Below are 16784 nucleotides of genomic sequence, written 5' to 3'. Positions count from 1 at the left end.
GCCGAGCCCTGGCTTCCCCGACAAACACCGTGCGTCTTGCGCTGGACGTCAGGGCCGGAAAGAGTCGCGCCCGCCCCGTGAACGCCCCTCACTCCGACGCGCCCCCGGCCCCCGTCCCTCCCCAGGCTCCGTTGGAAGTCCCGGGCCCCGTCCGGACGGGGCTGCCCGGAGCCTTGCGCGTGCTGGGGCTGCTCGCGGTGGCGCTGGTGCCCTGCGCCCTCGCGGTGAGCGAACTGGGGCGCATCCACCCGGACGAGGTGTTCCAGGCGCTGGAGCCCGCGTACTGGCGCGTGCACGGCTACGGCATCCTGGCCTGGGAGTGGCGCGAGGGCCTGCGCAACTGGGCCGTCCCCGGCGTGTTGGCCGCCTTCCTCAAGGTGGCGAACGGGTTCGGCGTCACCGACCCGCGCGTCTACCGGGGCGTGGTGGCGCTGCCCCAGTTCGCCCTGCACGCCTGGAGCCTGTGGGCCGTGTACCGCTTCGCGGAGCGCCGGGCGGGCCCGTGGGGTGGGGCGCTCGCGGTGCTGCTCGTGGGGCTGAGTTCGCCGGTGCTCCTCTTCGCCGGACGCACGCTGTCGGAGTCCTTCTCCGCGTCCTTCCTCCTGGTGGCCATGGAGGCCCTGGACCGGCCGGACACCGGCGCGGACGCGCGCGTGCGCCGGGCGGGGCTCGTGGGAGGCATGGCCCTGGGGCTCGCCGTGGTGACGCGCTACCCGTCCGCCCTGTTCGTGCTGGCCGCGCTCCTGTGGCTGGCCGCCGCCCGGAGGTGGCGCCTGCTCGGCTTCACCTGCGTGGGGGGCGCCGCGGTGGCGGTGGGGCTGGGGCTGCTCGACCAGTCCACCTGGGGCACGCCCTTCCACTCGTTCCGGGCCTACGTGGACTACAACCTCCTGTCCGGGAAGGCCGCCGCCGCGTTCGGCGCCTCACCGCCGGATTTCTACTGGGAGCCGCTGCTCCAGGCCGTGCCCCTCTGGGCCTGGGCCGCCGTGCCCTTGTCGCTGGCCCCCCTGGTGCGCTTTCGCGCGCTGTCCCTGCCCCTCACCTGCGCGGCCGTCTACACCGCCGTCCTACTGGCCACGCCCCACAAGGAGGAGCGCTTCCTCTACCCGGGGCTGGTGGTGGCGCTGCTCGCGGCGGCTTCCCAGCTGGCCGCGTCCTTCGCCACGCTCTCCCGGCAGGGGCCGAGGAACGGGGCGGCGGTGCTCGCGCTGGCCCTGGGCTTCGTGCATGGCCGGGGCTTTCCCTCCAGCGACCTGCGCGCGGACCAGTTCCGCGCCATCGTCCGGGCCACGCGGGGGGACGCGACGGGGCTGCTCATCGTCAATGAGGGGCTGTGGGGCTCCGGGGGCTTCTTCTACATCGGCAAGAACATCCCCTGGCGCACCTGCGACTGGCCCCGGGACGCGGCCTTCCAGGCCTCCATCCGCGACCGCGCCTTCAACCGCGCCGTCACCTTCGAGGGCCGGGCCCTGCCGGAGCTCCAGGCCGCCGGCTTCCGCGTCGTCCGCGAAGTGGGGCGCGAAACCGTGCTCGTCCGCGACTGAAGCGAAGGCGGCGGCCGGGCAGGGGAGGGCAGGCCCGCAAAGCCGAAGCGCCGGCATCCCCGGAGGGATGTCGGCGCTTCAGGTGAGACAGAACGGCCGGGACACACGCGGAAGTACGCTACCGTTGCTTCCTTCCGGACCTGGCGGGGTTCGCGCCCCCACGTTGTCCCGACCACAAAATCCGTGCTGCGACTTCGAAAATAACAACGGAGAGGGTGGGATTCGAACCCACGATACCCTTTCAGATATACACGCGTTCCAGGCGTGCGCCTTCAACCGCTCGGCCACCTCTCCAGAGACTTTGGAGCGGAGAGCGTAGGATTCGAACCTACGGTACCGTTGCCGGTACGCCTGATTTCGAGTCAGGTGCCTTCGACCACTCGGCCAGCTCTCCAGAATATTCAGTTTTCGCGTCGCTTCGCGCGCAAGCGCTCGAAGAACGTCTTGAGAAGCTGGCGACTGTCGTCCGCCAGGATGCCACTTGTTACTTGGAGCCGGTGGTTGTGCCGGGGCTCTTCCACCAGGTTGTACAGCGAGCCGACCGCACCCGCTTTCGGGTCCATTGTACCAAAGACGAGTCGGGTGACACGAGACTGAACCAGCGCACCGGCGCACATGGCACACGGTTCCAGCGTCACGTAGAGGGTCACCCCGGAGAGTCGCCACGCATCGCGAGCTTTCGCTGCGGCTGCCAGCGCGAGCATCTCAGCATGAGCAAAGGGGTTTCGGTCGCATTCACGGCGGTTGTAGCCCGTGCCCACGACGTTTCCGTCCAGCACCGCTACCGCACCCACCGGAACTTCACCGAGTGAAGCCGCTTCCCGCGCGAGCTCTAAAGCCTGCTGCATGAAAGCGATGTCGTCACTCATGAGACGTGCGCGCCAAAGAAGAAGTGGCGCTCCCTGGAGGATTCGAACCTCCGGCCTTCGGATTCGTAGTCCGACGCTCTATCCAGCTGAGCTAAGGGAGCATTTCTTCCGGCTGCTGCTTTACATCAAGTGGCGGAGAGAGAGGGATTCGAACCCTCGATACCCTTTCGAGTATGCAGGTTTAGCAAACCTGTGCCTTCAGCCTCTCGGCCATCTCTCCAACTCTTCTCTGTCAAAGAACCACGAAACTCAAGCTCAAAATCGGAGGCGGTAGGATTCGAACCTACGGAAGGCTTTCACCTTCTGCGGTTTTCAAGACCGCTGCCTTCAACCGCTCGGCCACGCCTCCACAGCAGGTGCCGCTCGGTTCCCGGCGGGCCAACCGCGCCCGTGGGGCCGCCCTTCTACATCATTTCTTCCGCGTGGCAAGCGAGATGTTGGCCCCTTTTTTACGACCGGGGCCCCATCGGCCTGACTAGAGGGGGCGCAGTTCCTTCAGCCCGCCCATGTACGGCACCAACGCCTCCGGGATGGCGACGCTTCCGTCCTCCCGCTGGTAGTTCTCCAGGATGGCGATGCTCGTGCGCCCCACGGCCAGCCCGCTGCCGTTGAGGGTGTGCACCATCTGGGGCTTGTCCCCCTTCTGGGGGCGGAAGCGGATCTTCGCGCGGCGGGCCTGGAAGTCGCCGCAGTCCGAGCAGGACGAAATCTCGCGGTACGCGCCCTGGCCCGGCAGCCAGACCTCGATGTCGTACGTCTTTCGCGCGCCGAAGCCCATGTCCCCGGTGCACAGGAGCATCACGCGGTGGTGCAGCCCCAGGCGGCGGAGGATGTCGCACGCGTCGTCCGTCATGGCCTCCAGCTCGTCCAGGCTCCTGTCCGGCTGGGAGAACTTCACGAGCTCTACTTTGTGGAACTGGTGCTGGCGGATGAGGCCGCGCGTGTCGCGCCCCGCGGCGCCGGCCTCCGCGCGGAAGCACGGGCTGAAGGCGCAGTAGCGGAGCGGGAGCTGCTCGCCCTCCAGGATTTCGTCCGCGTGGTAGTTCGTCACGGGGACTTCCGCGGTGGGGATGAGGAAGCGCTCGGGGTCGCCGGACGTCTTGAAGGCGTCGTCCTCGAACTTGGGCAGCTGGCCGGTGCCCATCATCGTCTCGCGCAGCACGAGGTAGGGCGGGAGCAGCTCCGTGTAGCCCTTGGACGTGTGCACGTCGATCATGAACGTGACGAGCGCGCGCTCCAGCCGGGCCAGGGCGCCCTTGTAGAAGGTGAAGCGGCTGCCGGACACCTTCGCGGCGCGCTCGAAGTCGAGCATGCCCAGCGACTCGCCCAGCTCGAAGTGCTGCTTGGGCGTGAAGAGGAGGTTCGGCTTCTCACCCCAGCTCTTCACCTGGACGTTCTCGTCCGCGCTGGTTCCCACCGGGACGGACTCGTGGGGCACGTTGGGGATGACCAGGAGGATGCGGTTGAGCTCCTCCTCCACTTCCTTGAGGCGGGCCTCCTTCTCCTTGATCTCCTGGGAGACGCCGCGCAGGTCGCCGCGCAGCTTCTCCAGCGCGGCCGGGTCCTCCTTGGCCTTGCGCTTCATCTCCTCGTTGGCGGCGTTGCGGCGCGCGGCCAGCGCCTCCATGGAGACATAGAGGTCGCGACGCTCGGTGAAGAGCGTCTGGAAGGGGCCGAGGTCCAGGCTGCCGCCCCGCGTCTTCAGTCGGGCGACGACCGCATCGAAGTTCTGCGCAACGTTCCGGAGGTCCAGCATGGGGCACGCCTTGTAGTCATCCCGGGCGTGGGCCGGCAAGGCTCACCACGCGCCGGGTGCTCAAGGCCGGACGCCCGGAGGGGTGGGGTCAGTGTTCGAGGTCGTAGATTTCGTCCTCGATGTCTTTCTTGTCCGCCGCGTCCGGCTTCTTCACCAGGTACTCCTTGAAGGCCGTGATGGCGTCCTTGCGCTTGTTGCGCTCCTTGTAGGCGAAGCCCAGGTAGTAGAAGGACTGCGCGTTGTCCGGCTCGGCGGTGGTGGCCTTCTTGTACCAGTCGATGGCCTTGGCGTACTGGGCCTGCTCGGTGAAGGCGCGCGCGACCTTGTAGTAGACGTACGTGAGCTTCGGATCCGCCTTGAGCGCCGCCTGGTAGCGGCGGACGGCGTCGTCCCAGCGGGCGGCGTTGAAGAGCACGTCGCCCATGGCGCCCATCACCCGCGTGCGCTGCGGATCCGCCTTGAGCGCCGCCTCGAAGGAGGCGATGGCCGCGTCGAACTCGCCGCGCTCCAGGTAGGCGTGGCCCAGGGCCTCGTGCGCGTCCGCGTAGTTGGGCTCCAGCTCCACGGCGGCCTTCCACTGCTCGACGGCGTCCGGCAGCCGCTTCGCGTCGCGCAGGATGACGCCGTACGCGTACTTGTAGTCCGGGCGCTTGGGCGCGCGGTCCACGGCGGTCTTCATGCTGTCGAGCGCCTGGGTGTACTCGGAGCGCTTCGCGCGCACGAGGCCCAGGTAGTAGAGCGCCTCGTGGTTGGACGGCTCGTTGCGCAGCGCGAGGCCCAGGTTGCTCTCCGCGCCGGCCAGGTCGCCCTTCTCCAGGAGCACCGCGCCCAGGGTGATGGGCGTGGTGATGGAGCGGGGGTCCTCCCCCTTGGCCTTCTCCAGCTCCGCGGCGGCCTCGTCCAGCCGGTGCAGCCGCCAGAGGACCAGGCCGCGCTGCAGCCGGCCGTCCTTCAAGAGGTGCGGATCCAGCTCCAGGGCGCGGTTGGCCTCCGTCTCCGCGAGGGTGGTGTCGCCGTTGAGCAGGGCCACGCGCGACAGGCCCAGGTGGGCGTCCGCCAGGTTGGGGTCCAGCTGCACGGCGCGGTCGAACTCCTGCTGCGCGAGCAGGCTGTTGTTCTCCGCGAGCGCCAGCTCACCCAGGCCCGCGTGCACGCCCGCGTGCTCCGGCGCCTGCTGCGCGGCGGCCTCCAGCAGGGCGCGCGCGTCCGCGTTGCGGTGCTGCCGCAGGTACAGGCGGCCCAGGTACAGGCCCGCGTCCACCAGCTTCGCGTCGGCGGCGTTGGCGCGCTTGAAGTGGCCCTCCGCCTCCGTGGGCTTGTCGAGCGCGTCCTCGATGCGGCCGTAGAGGTACGCGATGCGCGCCTCGTTGGGGAAGCTCTTGCTGGCGGCCTCCACGGCGGTGAGCGCGTCCTGCATCTTGCCCGTCATCACCAGCGCGGTGATGTGGCCGTCCACGTACCCCAGGTTGTCGCTGTCCTCCTTCGCGAGCGAGGCGTAGAGCGGCAACGCGCCGTCGTAGTCGCGCTGCGAGCGCAGCACCTGGGCCAGCTGGGCCTTGATGAAGTCGGAGTCCGGGTTGTCCTTGAGGGCCGTCCTCAGCTCCGCTTCCGCTTCCTTGGGCTTGAACTGCTGGAAGAGGGCCACGCCCTTGAGGCCGCGGGCGCGGGCGCGCTCGGCGGGCCCCAGCGCGTCCTGGAGCTTCAGGGCGCTCTCCACGGCCTGGGCGCCCTGCTCGATGTTCGACTTGCGCACCAGGAGCTCCACCGCGGCCAGCTCCACCGCGGAGGCGGCGTGCTGCGGATCCGCGGCGAGCGCTTCCGCGTAGGCCTTGGCGGCCTCGTCGGCCTTGCCCTGCGCCTGGTACAGGTTGCCCAGCGCGTGGTGGGCCTTGGCGGACTTCGCGTCCTTCTCCAGCACCTTGGTCAGGGTGGCGACGGCGTTGCCGATGTCCTTCTGCTGCGCGTAGGACTCCGCCAGGAGGAAGGAGAGCTCCAGGTCGCCCTGGTTGTCCTCGCGCACGGCGGCGTCCCGCAGGCGGGCCTGCACCTCCGCCCCCTTGCGCTGGGTGAGGGCGATGCCGGCGGTGGTCTTGATGACCTCCACGTTCTTCTCACCCAGCAGCTCGATGGTCTCCATGTGCTTGCCGCACGCGGCGAGGTCGGAGCGCTCGCCGTCCGCGTAGCGGCGCTGCAGGTAGGCGACGGACTGGCACCAGAGGGCGCGGACCTCCGGGTACTCGTTCTTCGCCAGCACCTGGGCGCTCTTCGTGCGCGCTTCCTTGTAGCTGGCGTAGGTGTCCGCCAGCAGCCCCTTGCGCGCCTCCTCGACGAGCTTCGCTTCGGCGGAGCCGGAGGACACTCGGGAGGGGAAGAACTTGTTGCGGCCGAAGGCGCCGTAGCGGCTGGCCTCGAAGCTGGCGCCGGTGCCCAGCACGAGCACCGCCACGCCCGCGGCGATGAGGGCGGGCATGCGCTTCTTCCACTTGGCGTCGGCGGCGCTGCGGTCCACGACGGACACCGCGGCCATGCGGCCTTCGTAGAGCTGGCGCAGCCGCTCCATGCTGGCCTGCGGGTTGGCGGGATCCGTGGTGCCCGCTGCCTCCGGGGCCGGCGCGCCCGGGGTGGCCGCCAGCGGCACGGCCTTGGCCGGACCCTCCATCAGCCGCTGGATGGCGGCGGCGAACACGGGCACGGTGCCGATGGCGGACCACGCCTCCGAGTCCGGCGACACGTCCTCGTTGCCCAGGAGCTGGCCGTCCTCGAGCATCTTGACGATGACGCCCTCTTCGAACGGGCCGAACATCTTCCCGGAGCGGCGGCGCACGTGGAAGCGCTTCACCTGCACGCGGCCACCGGCGTCCTTGCCGGCGCTGTCGTCGATGAAGCTGAGCATCTCCAGGCCGTCCGCGGGGCCCGCGGCGGGCGGGGGCGGCAGCGGCGCGGAGAGGTCCGCTTCCAGGTCATCCACGGGCGCGGCGGTGGGGTCGAACTCCAGCGCGTCCGGCAGGCCCGTGGCCGAGGAGGACGGGACGGGCGAGGGGTCGCCGAAGTCCACGTCGCCGAAGTCCACGGCGGGGTTGATGCGCGCGGGCGCCGGCGGCGCGGCCGGGGCGGGGTCGCCGAAGTCCAGGCTGAAGTCCGGTGACGGCGGCGCGGCCGGGGGCGGCGACGAGAAGTCCACGGCGAACGGATCATCCGTGGGCACGGGAGCCTGGCCATACGCGGGGGCCTGACCGTACGCGGGGGCCTGACCGTACGCGGGGGGCGGCGGCTCCGCGAAGTCGAAGGACACGGCCTGGGGCGCGGCGGGCGAGGGCAGGTCGGAGAAGTCCATCGCCTGGGGCGCGGCGGGCGAGGGCAGGTCCGAGAAGTCCATGCCGGGCGAGGGCGGCAGGGCGAAGGGGTCCTCGCTCGCGGAGGGCAGCCCGCCCAGGTCATAGGACGGCGCGCCGGCGGCGGGCGGCGGGGGCAGGGCGAACGGGTCCGCGTCGGGGGGCGCGGCCGCGTAGTCGGAGGGCGGCGGGAGGCCGAACGGATCCGCTTCCGGCTCCGCGGGGGGCGGGGCCAGGGCGAACGGATCCGCCTGGGGCTCCGGCTCGCCGTAGCCGTAGGTTTGCGGGTGGGGACGCGACGCCGCGGCGGGGCCGTGGGCGTTGTTCGGGTCGTTGATGTCGAAGGTGAACGCGTCCTCCGGCGCCGGCTGCGCGGGGACGGGCAGGGTGCCGTCGTCCGCGAAGTCGAAGTCGGGCGTGCCGAAGTCGGCCTCGGCGGGCGGGGCGGCGGCGACGGGCTCTTCGGAGAAGTCGAAGTCGCGCGCGGTGCCGGCGGGCTCGTCCGTGCCGTAGGCGGCGGGCTCGCGGAAGGCGGCGTTGGGGACGGGGATGGCGACGACGCGGGTCACGTCCTCGCGCGGCTCGGAGAAGTCGCTGGTGTCGACCGAGGAGAACTCGCCGCTGCTCACCTCCGCGAAGTCGTCCTCCGCGGGCGAGGGGGCCGGCGGCGCGGCGTCCATGTCGAAGTTGAACGAGTCGTCCGGCAGGGCCACCGGCGCGCCAGGTCCCGCGTCGAGCGAGAGGGCCCGGGGCGCGGCCACGCCCGGCGAGGCATAGGCCGCGGGCGGGACCTCGTCGTCGAAGGAGAACGGATCCTCGGGGACGGGCGGAGCGGCGTTGCCCGGCAGCGGGATGGCGGCGGCGCGCGGGGCGGCAGCGCCGGGGAGCGGGATGGCCGGACCCGCGCCCATGGGGATGGCGGCGGACTGGGGCGCGGCACTGCCCGGCAGCGGGATGGCGGCCGAACGGGGCGCGGCGCTTCCGGGCAGCGGGATGGCCTGGCCCGTACCCATGGGGATGGCGGCGGGCTGCGGCGCGGCGGTGCCGGGCAGGGGGATGGCGGCGGACTGCGGCGCCGGGGCGGCGGCGCGCGGAGCGGCGGTACCCGGCAGCGGGATGGCCGGGCCCGTACCCATGGGAATGGCGGCGGACTGCGGGGCGGCACTGCCCGGCAGCGGGATGGCGGCGGACTGGGGCGCGGCGCTGCCGGGCAGCGGAATGGCGGCGGACTGCGGCGCCGGAGCGGCGGCGCGCGGGGCGGCCTGGCCCGGGAGCGGAATGGCGGCGGACTGCGGCGCGGCGGCACCCGGCAGGGGGATGGCGGCGGACTGGGGCGCGGCGCTACCCGGGAGCGGGATGGCGGCGGCATTGCCCGGCAGGGGAATCGCGGCGGACTGCGGCGCGGCGGTGCCGGGCAGGGGAATCGCGGCGGCCTGGCCCGGAAGCGGGATGGCGGCGGGCTGCGGCGCGGCGGCACCCGGCAGTGGGATGGCGGCGGACTGGGGCGCCGCTGGGCGGGGCGCGGCGGTGCCGGGCAGGGGAATCGCGGCGGACTGGGGCGCGGCATTGCCCGGGAGCGGAATGGCGGCGGCCTGGCCCGGCAGGGGGATGGCGGCAGCCTGCGGCGCCGCGGCCTCGGGAGCTTCGGAGCTCGCGCCATCGGCCTTGATGGGGAACGTGGTCTGGCACCGGGCGCACTTCAGCTTGGCGCCGCCGGGCGGGATCCGCCTGTCATCGATGTTGTAATTCGTCTGGCACGACGGGCAGGAGACTTTCATTGTTTTCCTTCGACGAGACCGGCTGGCGCGCGCACGCGCAGCTAATGACGGGGGCGTGCGATGGTCCGCGCGGCGCGTGCAGGCTAGCAGAGCCGTTTCAAGCCCGGAAAGAACGCGCCCCAGGTGCGCACCGTTGTCACCCGGCCGGGCAGGAGGGCGGGCGCCCGCCAACACCAACAGTGTGCATCCCTTTTCCAGGGCCCCTCCCGGGGTGGTAGACCCGGCGGCGCATGGATCCCATCGTCATCCTCGGGGCGGGCCTGGCGGGCCTGTCCACCGCGCACTTCCTCAAGCGCCCCTGGCGCCTCATCGAGAAGTCCGACCGGGTCGGCGGCCTCATCAAGACCGAGGTCATCGACGGGTGTTACTTCGACCCCACCGGCCACTGGCTCCACCTGCGCGACCCGGAGATCCAGCAGCTGGTCAACACGCTCTGGCTCCCGGACCAACTGGTGCGCATCCAGCGCCGCGCCGCCATCTTCTCGCGCGACACCTTCACCCGCTTCCCCTACCAGGTGAACACCCACGGGCTGCCGCCGGAGGTCGTGGCGGAGAACCTGGTCGGCTACGTGGAGGCCATCTACGGGGAGAAGGGCCGCGCCCTGCGCGAGCGCGACCCCGTGAACTTCGAGGAGTTCATCCTCCGCTACATGGGTGAAGGCTTCGCGAAGAACTTCATGCTGCCCTACAACCAGAAGCTCTGGACCGTGCACCCGCGAGAGATGTCCGCCGCGTGGGTCGGCCGGTTCGTGCCGCGCCCCACCCTCAAGGAGGTCGTGGACGGGGCGCTCGGCGCGGGCAGTGATCAGCTGGGCTACAACGCGTCGTTCCTCTACCCGCGCGAGGGCGGCATCGAGAGCCTGGCGCGCGCCATGAAGCAGCACCTGACGGGCGGCGAGCTGAGCGTGCGCACGGAGCCCGTCTCCATTGACTGGAAGGCGAAGCAGGTCACGCTGTCGGACGGACGCACCCTGCCGTATTCGGGGCTGGTGTCCTCCATCGCGCTGCCGGCGCTGGTGGACCTGCTCGGGAAGGGCGCCTCCGGCGTGCCGGACGAGGTGCGGGCCGCGGCGAAGCGCCTGCGCGCCTTCATCGTCACGTACGTGTGCGTGGGCGCCCGGGGCGCGAACCGCCAGCCGTGGCATTGGATCTACCTGCCGGAGCCGGAGTTCCACTCGTACCGCATCGGGGCGCCGTCGGCGGTGTACGCGCCCCTGGCCCCTCCGGACACGGCCAGCTTCTCCGTGGAGTTCAGCCACCACGGCGAGCTGTCCGTCGCGGACGCGGAGCGGTTCGCGGTGGAGGACCTGGTGCGCTCGCGGATGATCCACTCGGCGGACGACATCCTCTTCGCGAAGGGGCGGGAGATTCCCAACGCGTACGTCCTCTACGACGACGCCTACGGCCCCGCGATGGCGGAGGTGAAGCGCTTCCTGGAGCACGCCGGCATCCTCATGGCGGGGCGCTACGGAAAGTGGGAGTACGCCTCCATGGAGGACGCCATCCTGGACGGGCGGGCTTGCGCCCGGACGCTGAACGGCTGACGCAAGGAGTCGTCTCCTGTCGACGGTGGTCCGGGGGCGTGCTACGCCCCAAAGCCTTCCCTTCGCATTTCCGGACCCATGGCCCTGCACCTCTCCGTCGTCATCCCCGTCTACAACGAGGAGTCCATCATCGCCCAGGCAGCCGAAGAGCTGCGCCAGGGGCTGGATGCTCGCGGGCTCGACTACGAAATCATCTTCGCGGAGAACGGCTCGCGCGACGCGACGCCCCGGCTCCTGGAGGAGCTCTGCGCGAAGAACCCGCGTCTGCGCTGGTTCCACTCGGAGACGCCCAACTACGGCGTGGCGCTGAAGGCCGGTATCCTGAAGGCCCGGGGCACCTACGTGGTCTGCGATGAAATCGACCTCTGCGACCTGACCTTCTACGACGCGGCGCTGCCCCGGCTGGAGCGCGGCGAGGCGGACATGGTCGTGGGGTCCAAGGCGGCCAAGGGCGCGAGCGACCAGCGCCCACTCATCCGCCGCGCGGCCACGCGGGTGCACAACAAGCTGTTGCGCGTGGCGCTGGGCTTCCAGGGCACGGACACGCACGGCCTGAAGGCGTTCCGCCGCGAAGCGCTGCTGCCCGTCATCCAGAAGTGCGTGGTGGACATGGACGTGTTCGCCAGCGAGTTCGTCATCCGCGCGTGGCGCGAGGGGCTGAACGTCATGGAGATCCCCATCCAGCTCCATGAGAAGCGCCAGCCGTCCATCCACCTGTTCAAGCGCGTGCCCAACGTGCTCAAGAACGTGGGAAAGCTGTTCTACGTCATCCGCGTCCGCGGGACCTGAGCGGAGGAGAGTTGCCCCATGACGGCAGCGCGCCTGGCGTCCATCTCCGTCGACCTGGATTCGCTGCCGCACTACTGCCGGATCCACGGGCTGCCCGAGTCGCTGCTCGATGAGTGCGCGCGGACGCTGATCCACCGCGTGGCGGTGCCGCGCTTCCTGGAGCTGTTCGCGGCAGTGGGCGTGCCCGGGACGTTCTTCGTCATCGGCGAGGACCTGGAAGCGGACCCCGGCGCGGTGGACGGCATGCGGCGCTCCCACGCGGCAGGGGTGGAGATTGCCAGTCACAGCCATGCCCATGACTACGCGCTCACCCGGCGCGGGCCGGACGCCATCGCGGAGGACCTGTCGCGCGCGGACGAGGCCATCCTGAAGGCCGTGGGCGTGCGTCCTTCGGGCTTTCGCGCCCCGGGCTACACGCTGAACGCGGACCTGTACGCGGCCACGGTGGCGCAGGGCTACCGGTACGGTTCGTCCGCGTTCCCGGCGGCGCCGTACTACGCGGCGAAGGCGGCGATGATGGGGGCGCTCGCGGCGCTGGGGCGGCCGTCGCGCTCCGTGCTGGATACGCCTCGCGTGCTGCTGGCGCCGCGCGTGCCGTACCGGCCGGACCCCGCGCAGCCCTACCGTCGTGGTTCGGGGGCCGTGCTGGAGCTGCCCATGACGGTGACGCCAGTGGTGCGCTTCCCGTTCATCGGCACGTTCGCGACGACGCTGCCGCTCGGAACGATGCGCGCCGCGTACCGCACGTGCCGGACGGATGCGTTCTTCAACTTCGAGCTGCACGGCGTCGACGTGCTGGACGCCACGGACGGGATTCCCCCGGAGCTCGCGCGGCAGCAGCGCGACCTGCGCGTGAGCGCCTCGAAGAAGATGGAGCGGCTGCGCGGCATCTTCCAATGGCTCAAGGACGACTTCGACGTCGTCACCCTTCGCGACGCGGCGGGGCAGCTGTCCGCGACGCTCTGACTCAGCGCGCGGCCTTCAGGGCCTTCCAGTCGGCCTCGGTCTGATCCGCGTAGGCCTGCGCGAAGGCGACCAGCCGCTTCGTGGCCCCCTTCGTGTCTCCGCCCACCCAGTCCTCCAGGCACATCGCCTGGGCCTGCGTGTGGCCGTGGGCGCGGGCCAGCACGACGCCCGCCTGTTCGAAGGTGGAGCGCAGGGCCTTCTTCTTCCCGAGCACGGCGTCGTCCAGCTTGTTCTTCTCCGGCTCCACCTCGCGCACGAGGAACGCCCGGCCGCCCATGTTCACCGCGCCGGTGAGCGGGTTCACCGCGCCGCCCAGCTCCTCCTGCGCCTTCACCACGTCCGCGCCGTTCGCGGGCACCGGGGGCGACGCCACTCCAGACGCGAGCAGCTCCTTCAACTCCAGCAGCACGGGCGGCGCCTTCGGATCCGCCGCGCCCACGAGCACGTAGTCGCGCTCCAGGCCATAGCTGCTGCCCCCCGCGTCCAGCCGCTCCGCCAGGTCCAGCACCCTCAGGGGGACGGCCACGCCCTCCGTGCCATCCAGGGTCTTCTCGTAGGACGCCAGCGTGGTCCGCACCGCCGCCTTCTTCTCCGCGTCCAGCGGCTTGAGCGTGTCCGACGTGAGGAAGCGCGGCCCCTTCGAGCCGTCGAGCTTCACGTACTTGGACAGCAGGTCCTTCGCGGACGTGTCGCGCGCCTTCCCGATGAGGTCCTTCACCGGGCCGGAGGACTCCTTCTTGTCCAGGAAGGCCCCCGGGTTCGCGTCGCCGTCCGCCAGCAGCTCCAGCGTCTCGAAGTAGTTCTTCGCGAGCGCCTCCACCGCCTTGCCCTGCTCGCTGGTGGACAGGCCCGCCTCGCGCGCGGTGAGGACCGCGCTGGTGGCCAGGCGCGTGAGGTCCGCTTCCGGCGACGCGGTGCCCGTCTGGTCGAAGTCGTTGAGCCCCCACACCGGCTTGCCCTCGGGACCCCGGAACGTGCCCAGGTTGCCCACGTGCGCGTCGCCCACCACCCGGATGTCCGGCGCGGGCCGGTCCGTCAGCCGGGCCTCCCGCGCGTACGGGCCCCGCAGGTCCGCGTGGAACAGGGCGGGCATGGCGCGGAACATGGCGGAGGGGCTCTCACGCATCTGCGCCAGCTTCTCCTTCAGGCGCGCGGGCGGCAGGTCCAGCCGCGCGTTGAAGTCGCGCACGAAGGACACGGCCTGTGACGGCGGCCGCTCCAGTCCGGACGCCCGGGCCTGCCGGGGCGCCAGGGTGTTCCCCGCCACGGTGTCGCCCGTCCGTGACGGGGTGGCCTGGGGCTGGAAGTCGCTGATGTCAGGGGCCAGCCGTCCCGCTCCGGCCCCGGAGGAGGCGAGCGTCAGCACCGTGGCGGCGACAGTGGAGCCAGACGTCCGGGAGGGGAGGGAGCGTTTGGACGGGATGTGCATGGGGGACCTTCCGGCGGATTATCGTCAGAAGGTCATCGCGGGTTGTGGGCCCACTCCCGGCGTGCGAGCGGGGGTGCTAAGGAGCGGGCCCATGCTGGAGCGTTTCAGCGACAAGGTGAAGAAGGGCCTGCGCGAGTGGACCGAGCGCATGGCCGGCGAGCAGCAGTCCGACCAACTCCAGGCCCTGGCCCGGACGGAGAACGAGTACGGGGTGGATCCGTTCGGGTTCAACCTGGACTACAGCCTGGCCGCCATCGCCCCGTTCATGTGGCTCTACCGCCACTACTTCCGGGTGGAGGCCTACGGCGCGGACCGCATCCCCCAGGGGCGGGTGCTGCTGGTGTCCAACCACTCCGGCCAGCTGCCGCTGGACGGCGCGATGATTGGCATCGCCCTGATGGTGGAGGGCAACCCGCCGCGCGCCATCCGCAGCATGGTGGAGAAGTGGGTGCCGTCCCTGCCGTACGTCTCCACGTTCATGGCGCGCGTGGGCCAGATTGTCGGCACGCCGGAGAACTGCCGGCGGCTGCTGGAGGCGGAGGAGGCCATCCTCGTGTTCCCGGAGGGCACGCGCGGGCTCAACAAGCTGTGGCCCCAGCGCTACCAGCTCCAGGAGTTTGGCCTGGGCTTCATGCGCCTGGCGCTGGAGACGAACACGCCCATCGTGCCCATCGCCGTGGTGGGCGCGGAGGAGCAGGCCCCCGCGCTGATGAACCTGAAGCCGGTGGCGAAGCTGTTGGGCTTCCCGTCCTTCCCCATCACCCCCACGGGCACGCCCTTCCCGCTGCCCACGAAGTACCGCATCTACTTCGGCGACGCGCTCCACTTCACCGGCCGCGCGGACGACGAGGACAGCGAGCTGGACAAGAAGGTGCGCACCGTGAAGGCCTCCATCCAGGCCATGCTTCATCAGGGCCTCAAGGAACGCCGGGGGGTGTTCTGGTGAGCGCTTCCACGGAAGAGAAGGACGCCGTCACGGACAAGCGCCCGGCCGTCGTCGTCACCGGCATCAGCGGCAACCTGGGCCGCACGCTGGCGAAGATGCTGCACAAGCGCGAGCGCATCATCGGCATCGACCGGCGTCCCTTCATCGGGAAGCCGAAGGACGTCGAGATGCACCAGTTGGACCTGCGCAAGAAGAAGGCGGAGGACGTCTTCCGCAAGAACGAGGTCCGCGCTGTCATCCACATGGGCATCATGCATGACCCGCGGATGAGCGAGGAGGAGCACCACTCGTTCAACGTCGTGGGGACCACGCGCCTGTTGGAGTACTGCGCGAAGTACGGCGTGAAGAAGGTGGTGGTGCTGTCCTCGGCGAACGTCTACGGCCCCAGCCCGGACAACTCCAACTTCCTCACGGAGGACGCGCCGCTGATGGCCGCGAGCCGCTTCTCCGGCGTGCGCGACCTCATCGAAGTGGACATGCTGGCGCACAGCTTCTTCTGGAAGCACCCCGACATCGAGACGGTCATCCTGCGGCCCGTCCACATCGTCGGGCCCACCATCAAGAACGCGCCGTCCAACTACCTGCGGCTGCGCCACCCGTGGACCATGGCGGGCTTCGACCCCATGGTGCAGCTCATCCACGTGGAGGACGTCGCCCGCGCCATGGTGGAGGCCCTGCGCCCGGAGCCCAAGGGCGTCTACAACGTCGTGGGCCCCGGCCAGGTGCCCCTGTCCGCCGTGCTGCGCGAGCTGGGCCACACCGCGATCCCCGTGCCGCACCCCGTGGCCCGGCCCCTGTTGGGCCTGATGTTCCGCTACCGGCTGGCCAACTTCCCGCCGCCGGAGCTGGACCACATCCAGTTCCTCTGCGCCGTGGACGGCAACCGCTGGGTCCAGGACGTGGGCTGGAAGGCCCGGCACTCCATGCGCGACACCATCCGCTCCGTCATCGGGGAGTAGCGGGGGCGCGGCGGCTTTCCGTGGGCCCCCGCGACAGTTCCCTGACAGTCATGTCAGGGGGAACATGGCGGGATGGCAGGGAGGGCCTGACATCACTGTCAGGCATGGGACGGTGGCGACGGGGAGTGAGTGTTGCCAAGTGCCTGATTTTACATGGGAAGCAGGGGTGGGGCAGGGGGGCGCGGCGGTTGGCACTCGCATTGCTCTAGAGACCAGGCAACACGGCGGGGTCGCAGCGGGCCGGAAGTACCGCGCGACATCGTCACCCTGGTAGGGGGTTCCATGGGGGAACCCTCGACGCCCATCGTCTCGGCCGGCCCCGAGACGGTGGGCGACTTTTTTGCGGGCTACGGTGACGGCAGCGCCTCTTTGGGCGGTGTCTCCCGTGGCTCCAGCTCGCCCGCGAAGGGACCCGACAGCTGCTTCTCCAGCAGCCAGACGCCGTCGCGGAAGACGAACTCCGAGGTGACGCTGTCGTTCTGCTCGGTGGCGGAGGGCAGGCGCATCCACTGGATGCGGCTCTGGACGGTGGCGTGGCGGCCATCGTCGGCGAGCTTCACGCCCTCGATTTCATAGTCGGTGACGGTGAGGTCGCGGTCGTCGTGGAGCTCGCGGCGCTTGCGTTCGAAGTCCTTGCGCTCCTCGGGGACGATGAAGTTGGACAGGACGCGATAGTTCCTCCAGCGCAGGTTCTTGTGGAAGCCCTCGACGACGGGTTGGAGCGCTTCCAGGTCCGACTTGGGCGGGGTGTGGGCACAGGCCCCACCGAGGACCAGGGCGACCATCAGGGCAGGCAGGCGGTTCATGCGCGAGACGCTACCAGCTGCTGGGCGGAACGGACGAGGGCAGTGGTATGGTCCGCGCTCCCCCGC

11 protein-coding genes, 5 tRNA genes and 1 other RNA gene are annotated in these 16784 nt (G+C 70.6%); 6 read left to right on the top strand and 11 right to left on the bottom strand.

Going from position 1 to position 16784, the window contains the following annotated elements; all coding sequences use genetic code 11:
• The first annotated feature begins 77 nt into the window (after positions 1 to 77).
• Complete coding sequence (locus tag JYJ93_RS33340; protein WP_206798569.1) at positions 78 to 1544, top strand: glycosyltransferase family 39 protein; 1467 nt, start codon at positions 78 to 80, stop codon at positions 1542 to 1544.
• Between the two features lie 86 nt (positions 1545 to 1630).
• On the opposite strand, the gene ffs is transcribed toward JYJ93_RS33340, so the two are convergent.
• From ffs to JYJ93_RS33295, 9 genes are all read right to left on the bottom strand, one after another.
• Positions 1631 to 1723, bottom strand: an RNA gene (gene ffs / locus JYJ93_RS33335) — signal recognition particle sRNA small type.
• A 28-nt stretch (positions 1724 to 1751) separates the two neighbouring features.
• Positions 1752 to 1838, bottom strand: a tRNA-Ser gene (locus JYJ93_RS33330).
• A gap of 13 nt (positions 1839 to 1851) precedes the next feature.
• Positions 1852 to 1938, bottom strand: a tRNA-Ser gene (locus JYJ93_RS33325).
• Positions 1939 to 1945: 7 nt separating this feature from the next.
• Positions 1946 to 2413 (bottom strand): tRNA adenosine(34) deaminase TadA, encoded by a 468-nt coding sequence (tadA, locus tag JYJ93_RS33320; protein ID WP_120552978.1) that lies wholly within the window; start codon positions 2411 to 2413, stop codon positions 1946 to 1948.
• A 24-nt stretch (positions 2414 to 2437) separates the two neighbouring features.
• A tRNA-Arg gene (locus JYJ93_RS33315) sits at positions 2438 to 2514 on the bottom strand.
• Positions 2515 to 2543: 29 nt separating this feature from the next.
• Positions 2544 to 2633 (bottom strand) — tRNA-Ser (locus JYJ93_RS33310).
• Positions 2634 to 2675: 42 nt separating this feature from the next.
• A tRNA-Ser gene (locus JYJ93_RS33305) sits at positions 2676 to 2762 on the bottom strand.
• Between the two features lie 126 nt (positions 2763 to 2888).
• Positions 2889 to 4169, bottom strand: coding sequence for a serine--tRNA ligase (gene serS / locus JYJ93_RS33300; protein WP_206798568.1), 1281 nt, complete (start codon positions 4167 to 4169; stop codon positions 2889 to 2891).
• A gap of 88 nt (positions 4170 to 4257) precedes the next feature.
• Positions 4258 to 9279 carry a tetratricopeptide repeat protein gene (locus JYJ93_RS33295; protein WP_206798567.1) on the bottom strand — a complete coding sequence of 1674 codons (5022 nt, stop codon included), beginning with the start codon at positions 9277 to 9279 and terminating at the stop codon, positions 4258 to 4260.
• A gap of 230 nt (positions 9280 to 9509) precedes the next feature.
• Between JYJ93_RS33295 and JYJ93_RS33290 the strand changes: the two genes are divergently transcribed.
• The 3 genes from JYJ93_RS33290 (at position 9510) to JYJ93_RS33280 (ending at position 12578) form a co-directional block, all read left to right on the top strand.
• Positions 9510 to 10823: an FAD-dependent oxidoreductase gene (locus JYJ93_RS33290; RefSeq protein WP_206798566.1), complete on the top strand. Its 1314-nt coding sequence runs from the start codon at positions 9510 to 9512 to the stop codon at positions 10821 to 10823.
• 78 nt (positions 10824 to 10901) lie between these two features.
• Positions 10902 to 11612: a glycosyltransferase family 2 protein gene (locus JYJ93_RS33285; protein ID WP_120622956.1), complete on the top strand. Its 711-nt coding sequence runs from the start codon at positions 10902 to 10904 to the stop codon at positions 11610 to 11612.
• 18 nt (positions 11613 to 11630) lie between these two features.
• Positions 11631 to 12578, top strand: a complete 948-nt coding sequence (locus JYJ93_RS33280; protein WP_206798565.1) for a polysaccharide deacetylase family protein — start codon at positions 11631 to 11633, stop codon at positions 12576 to 12578.
• A 1-nt stretch (position 12579) separates the two neighbouring features.
• Here JYJ93_RS33280 and JYJ93_RS33275 read toward each other — a convergent pair whose 3' ends face one another.
• A complete protein-coding gene (locus JYJ93_RS33275) occupies positions 12580 to 14007 on the bottom strand; it encodes a DUF2252 family protein (protein ID WP_206798564.1) in 1428 nt (475 codons plus the stop codon).
• A gap of 91 nt (positions 14008 to 14098) precedes the next feature.
• Here JYJ93_RS33275 and JYJ93_RS33270 point away from each other — a divergent pair, with 91 nt between their 5' ends.
• Together JYJ93_RS33270 and JYJ93_RS33265 are read left to right on the top strand one after the other, a co-directional pair.
• Positions 14099 to 14953 carry a lysophospholipid acyltransferase family protein gene (locus JYJ93_RS33270; RefSeq protein WP_206798563.1) on the top strand — a complete coding sequence of 285 codons (855 nt, stop codon included), beginning with the start codon at positions 14099 to 14101 and terminating at the stop codon, positions 14951 to 14953.
• Positions 14950 to 15912, top strand: a complete 963-nt coding sequence (locus tag JYJ93_RS33265) for an SDR family oxidoreductase (protein ID WP_206798562.1) — start codon at positions 14950 to 14952, stop codon at positions 15910 to 15912. The genes JYJ93_RS33270 and JYJ93_RS33265 overlap by 4 nt, the downstream gene beginning before the upstream one ends.
• A gap of 347 nt (positions 15913 to 16259) precedes the next feature.
• On the opposite strand, the gene JYJ93_RS33260 is transcribed toward JYJ93_RS33265, so the two are convergent.
• Complete coding sequence (locus JYJ93_RS33260) at positions 16260 to 16718, bottom strand: hypothetical protein (RefSeq protein WP_206798561.1); 459 nt, start codon at positions 16716 to 16718, stop codon at positions 16260 to 16262.
• Between the last annotated feature and the right edge of the window lie 66 nt (positions 16719 to 16784).

The sequence above is a fragment of the Corallococcus sp. NCSPR001 genome, assembly GCF_017309135.1.
Classification (GTDB): domain Bacteria; phylum Myxococcota; class Myxococcia; order Myxococcales; family Myxococcaceae; genus Corallococcus.
Note: the sequence above shows the minus strand (reverse complement) of the source record. Positions and strands in the feature narration are given on the sequence as shown.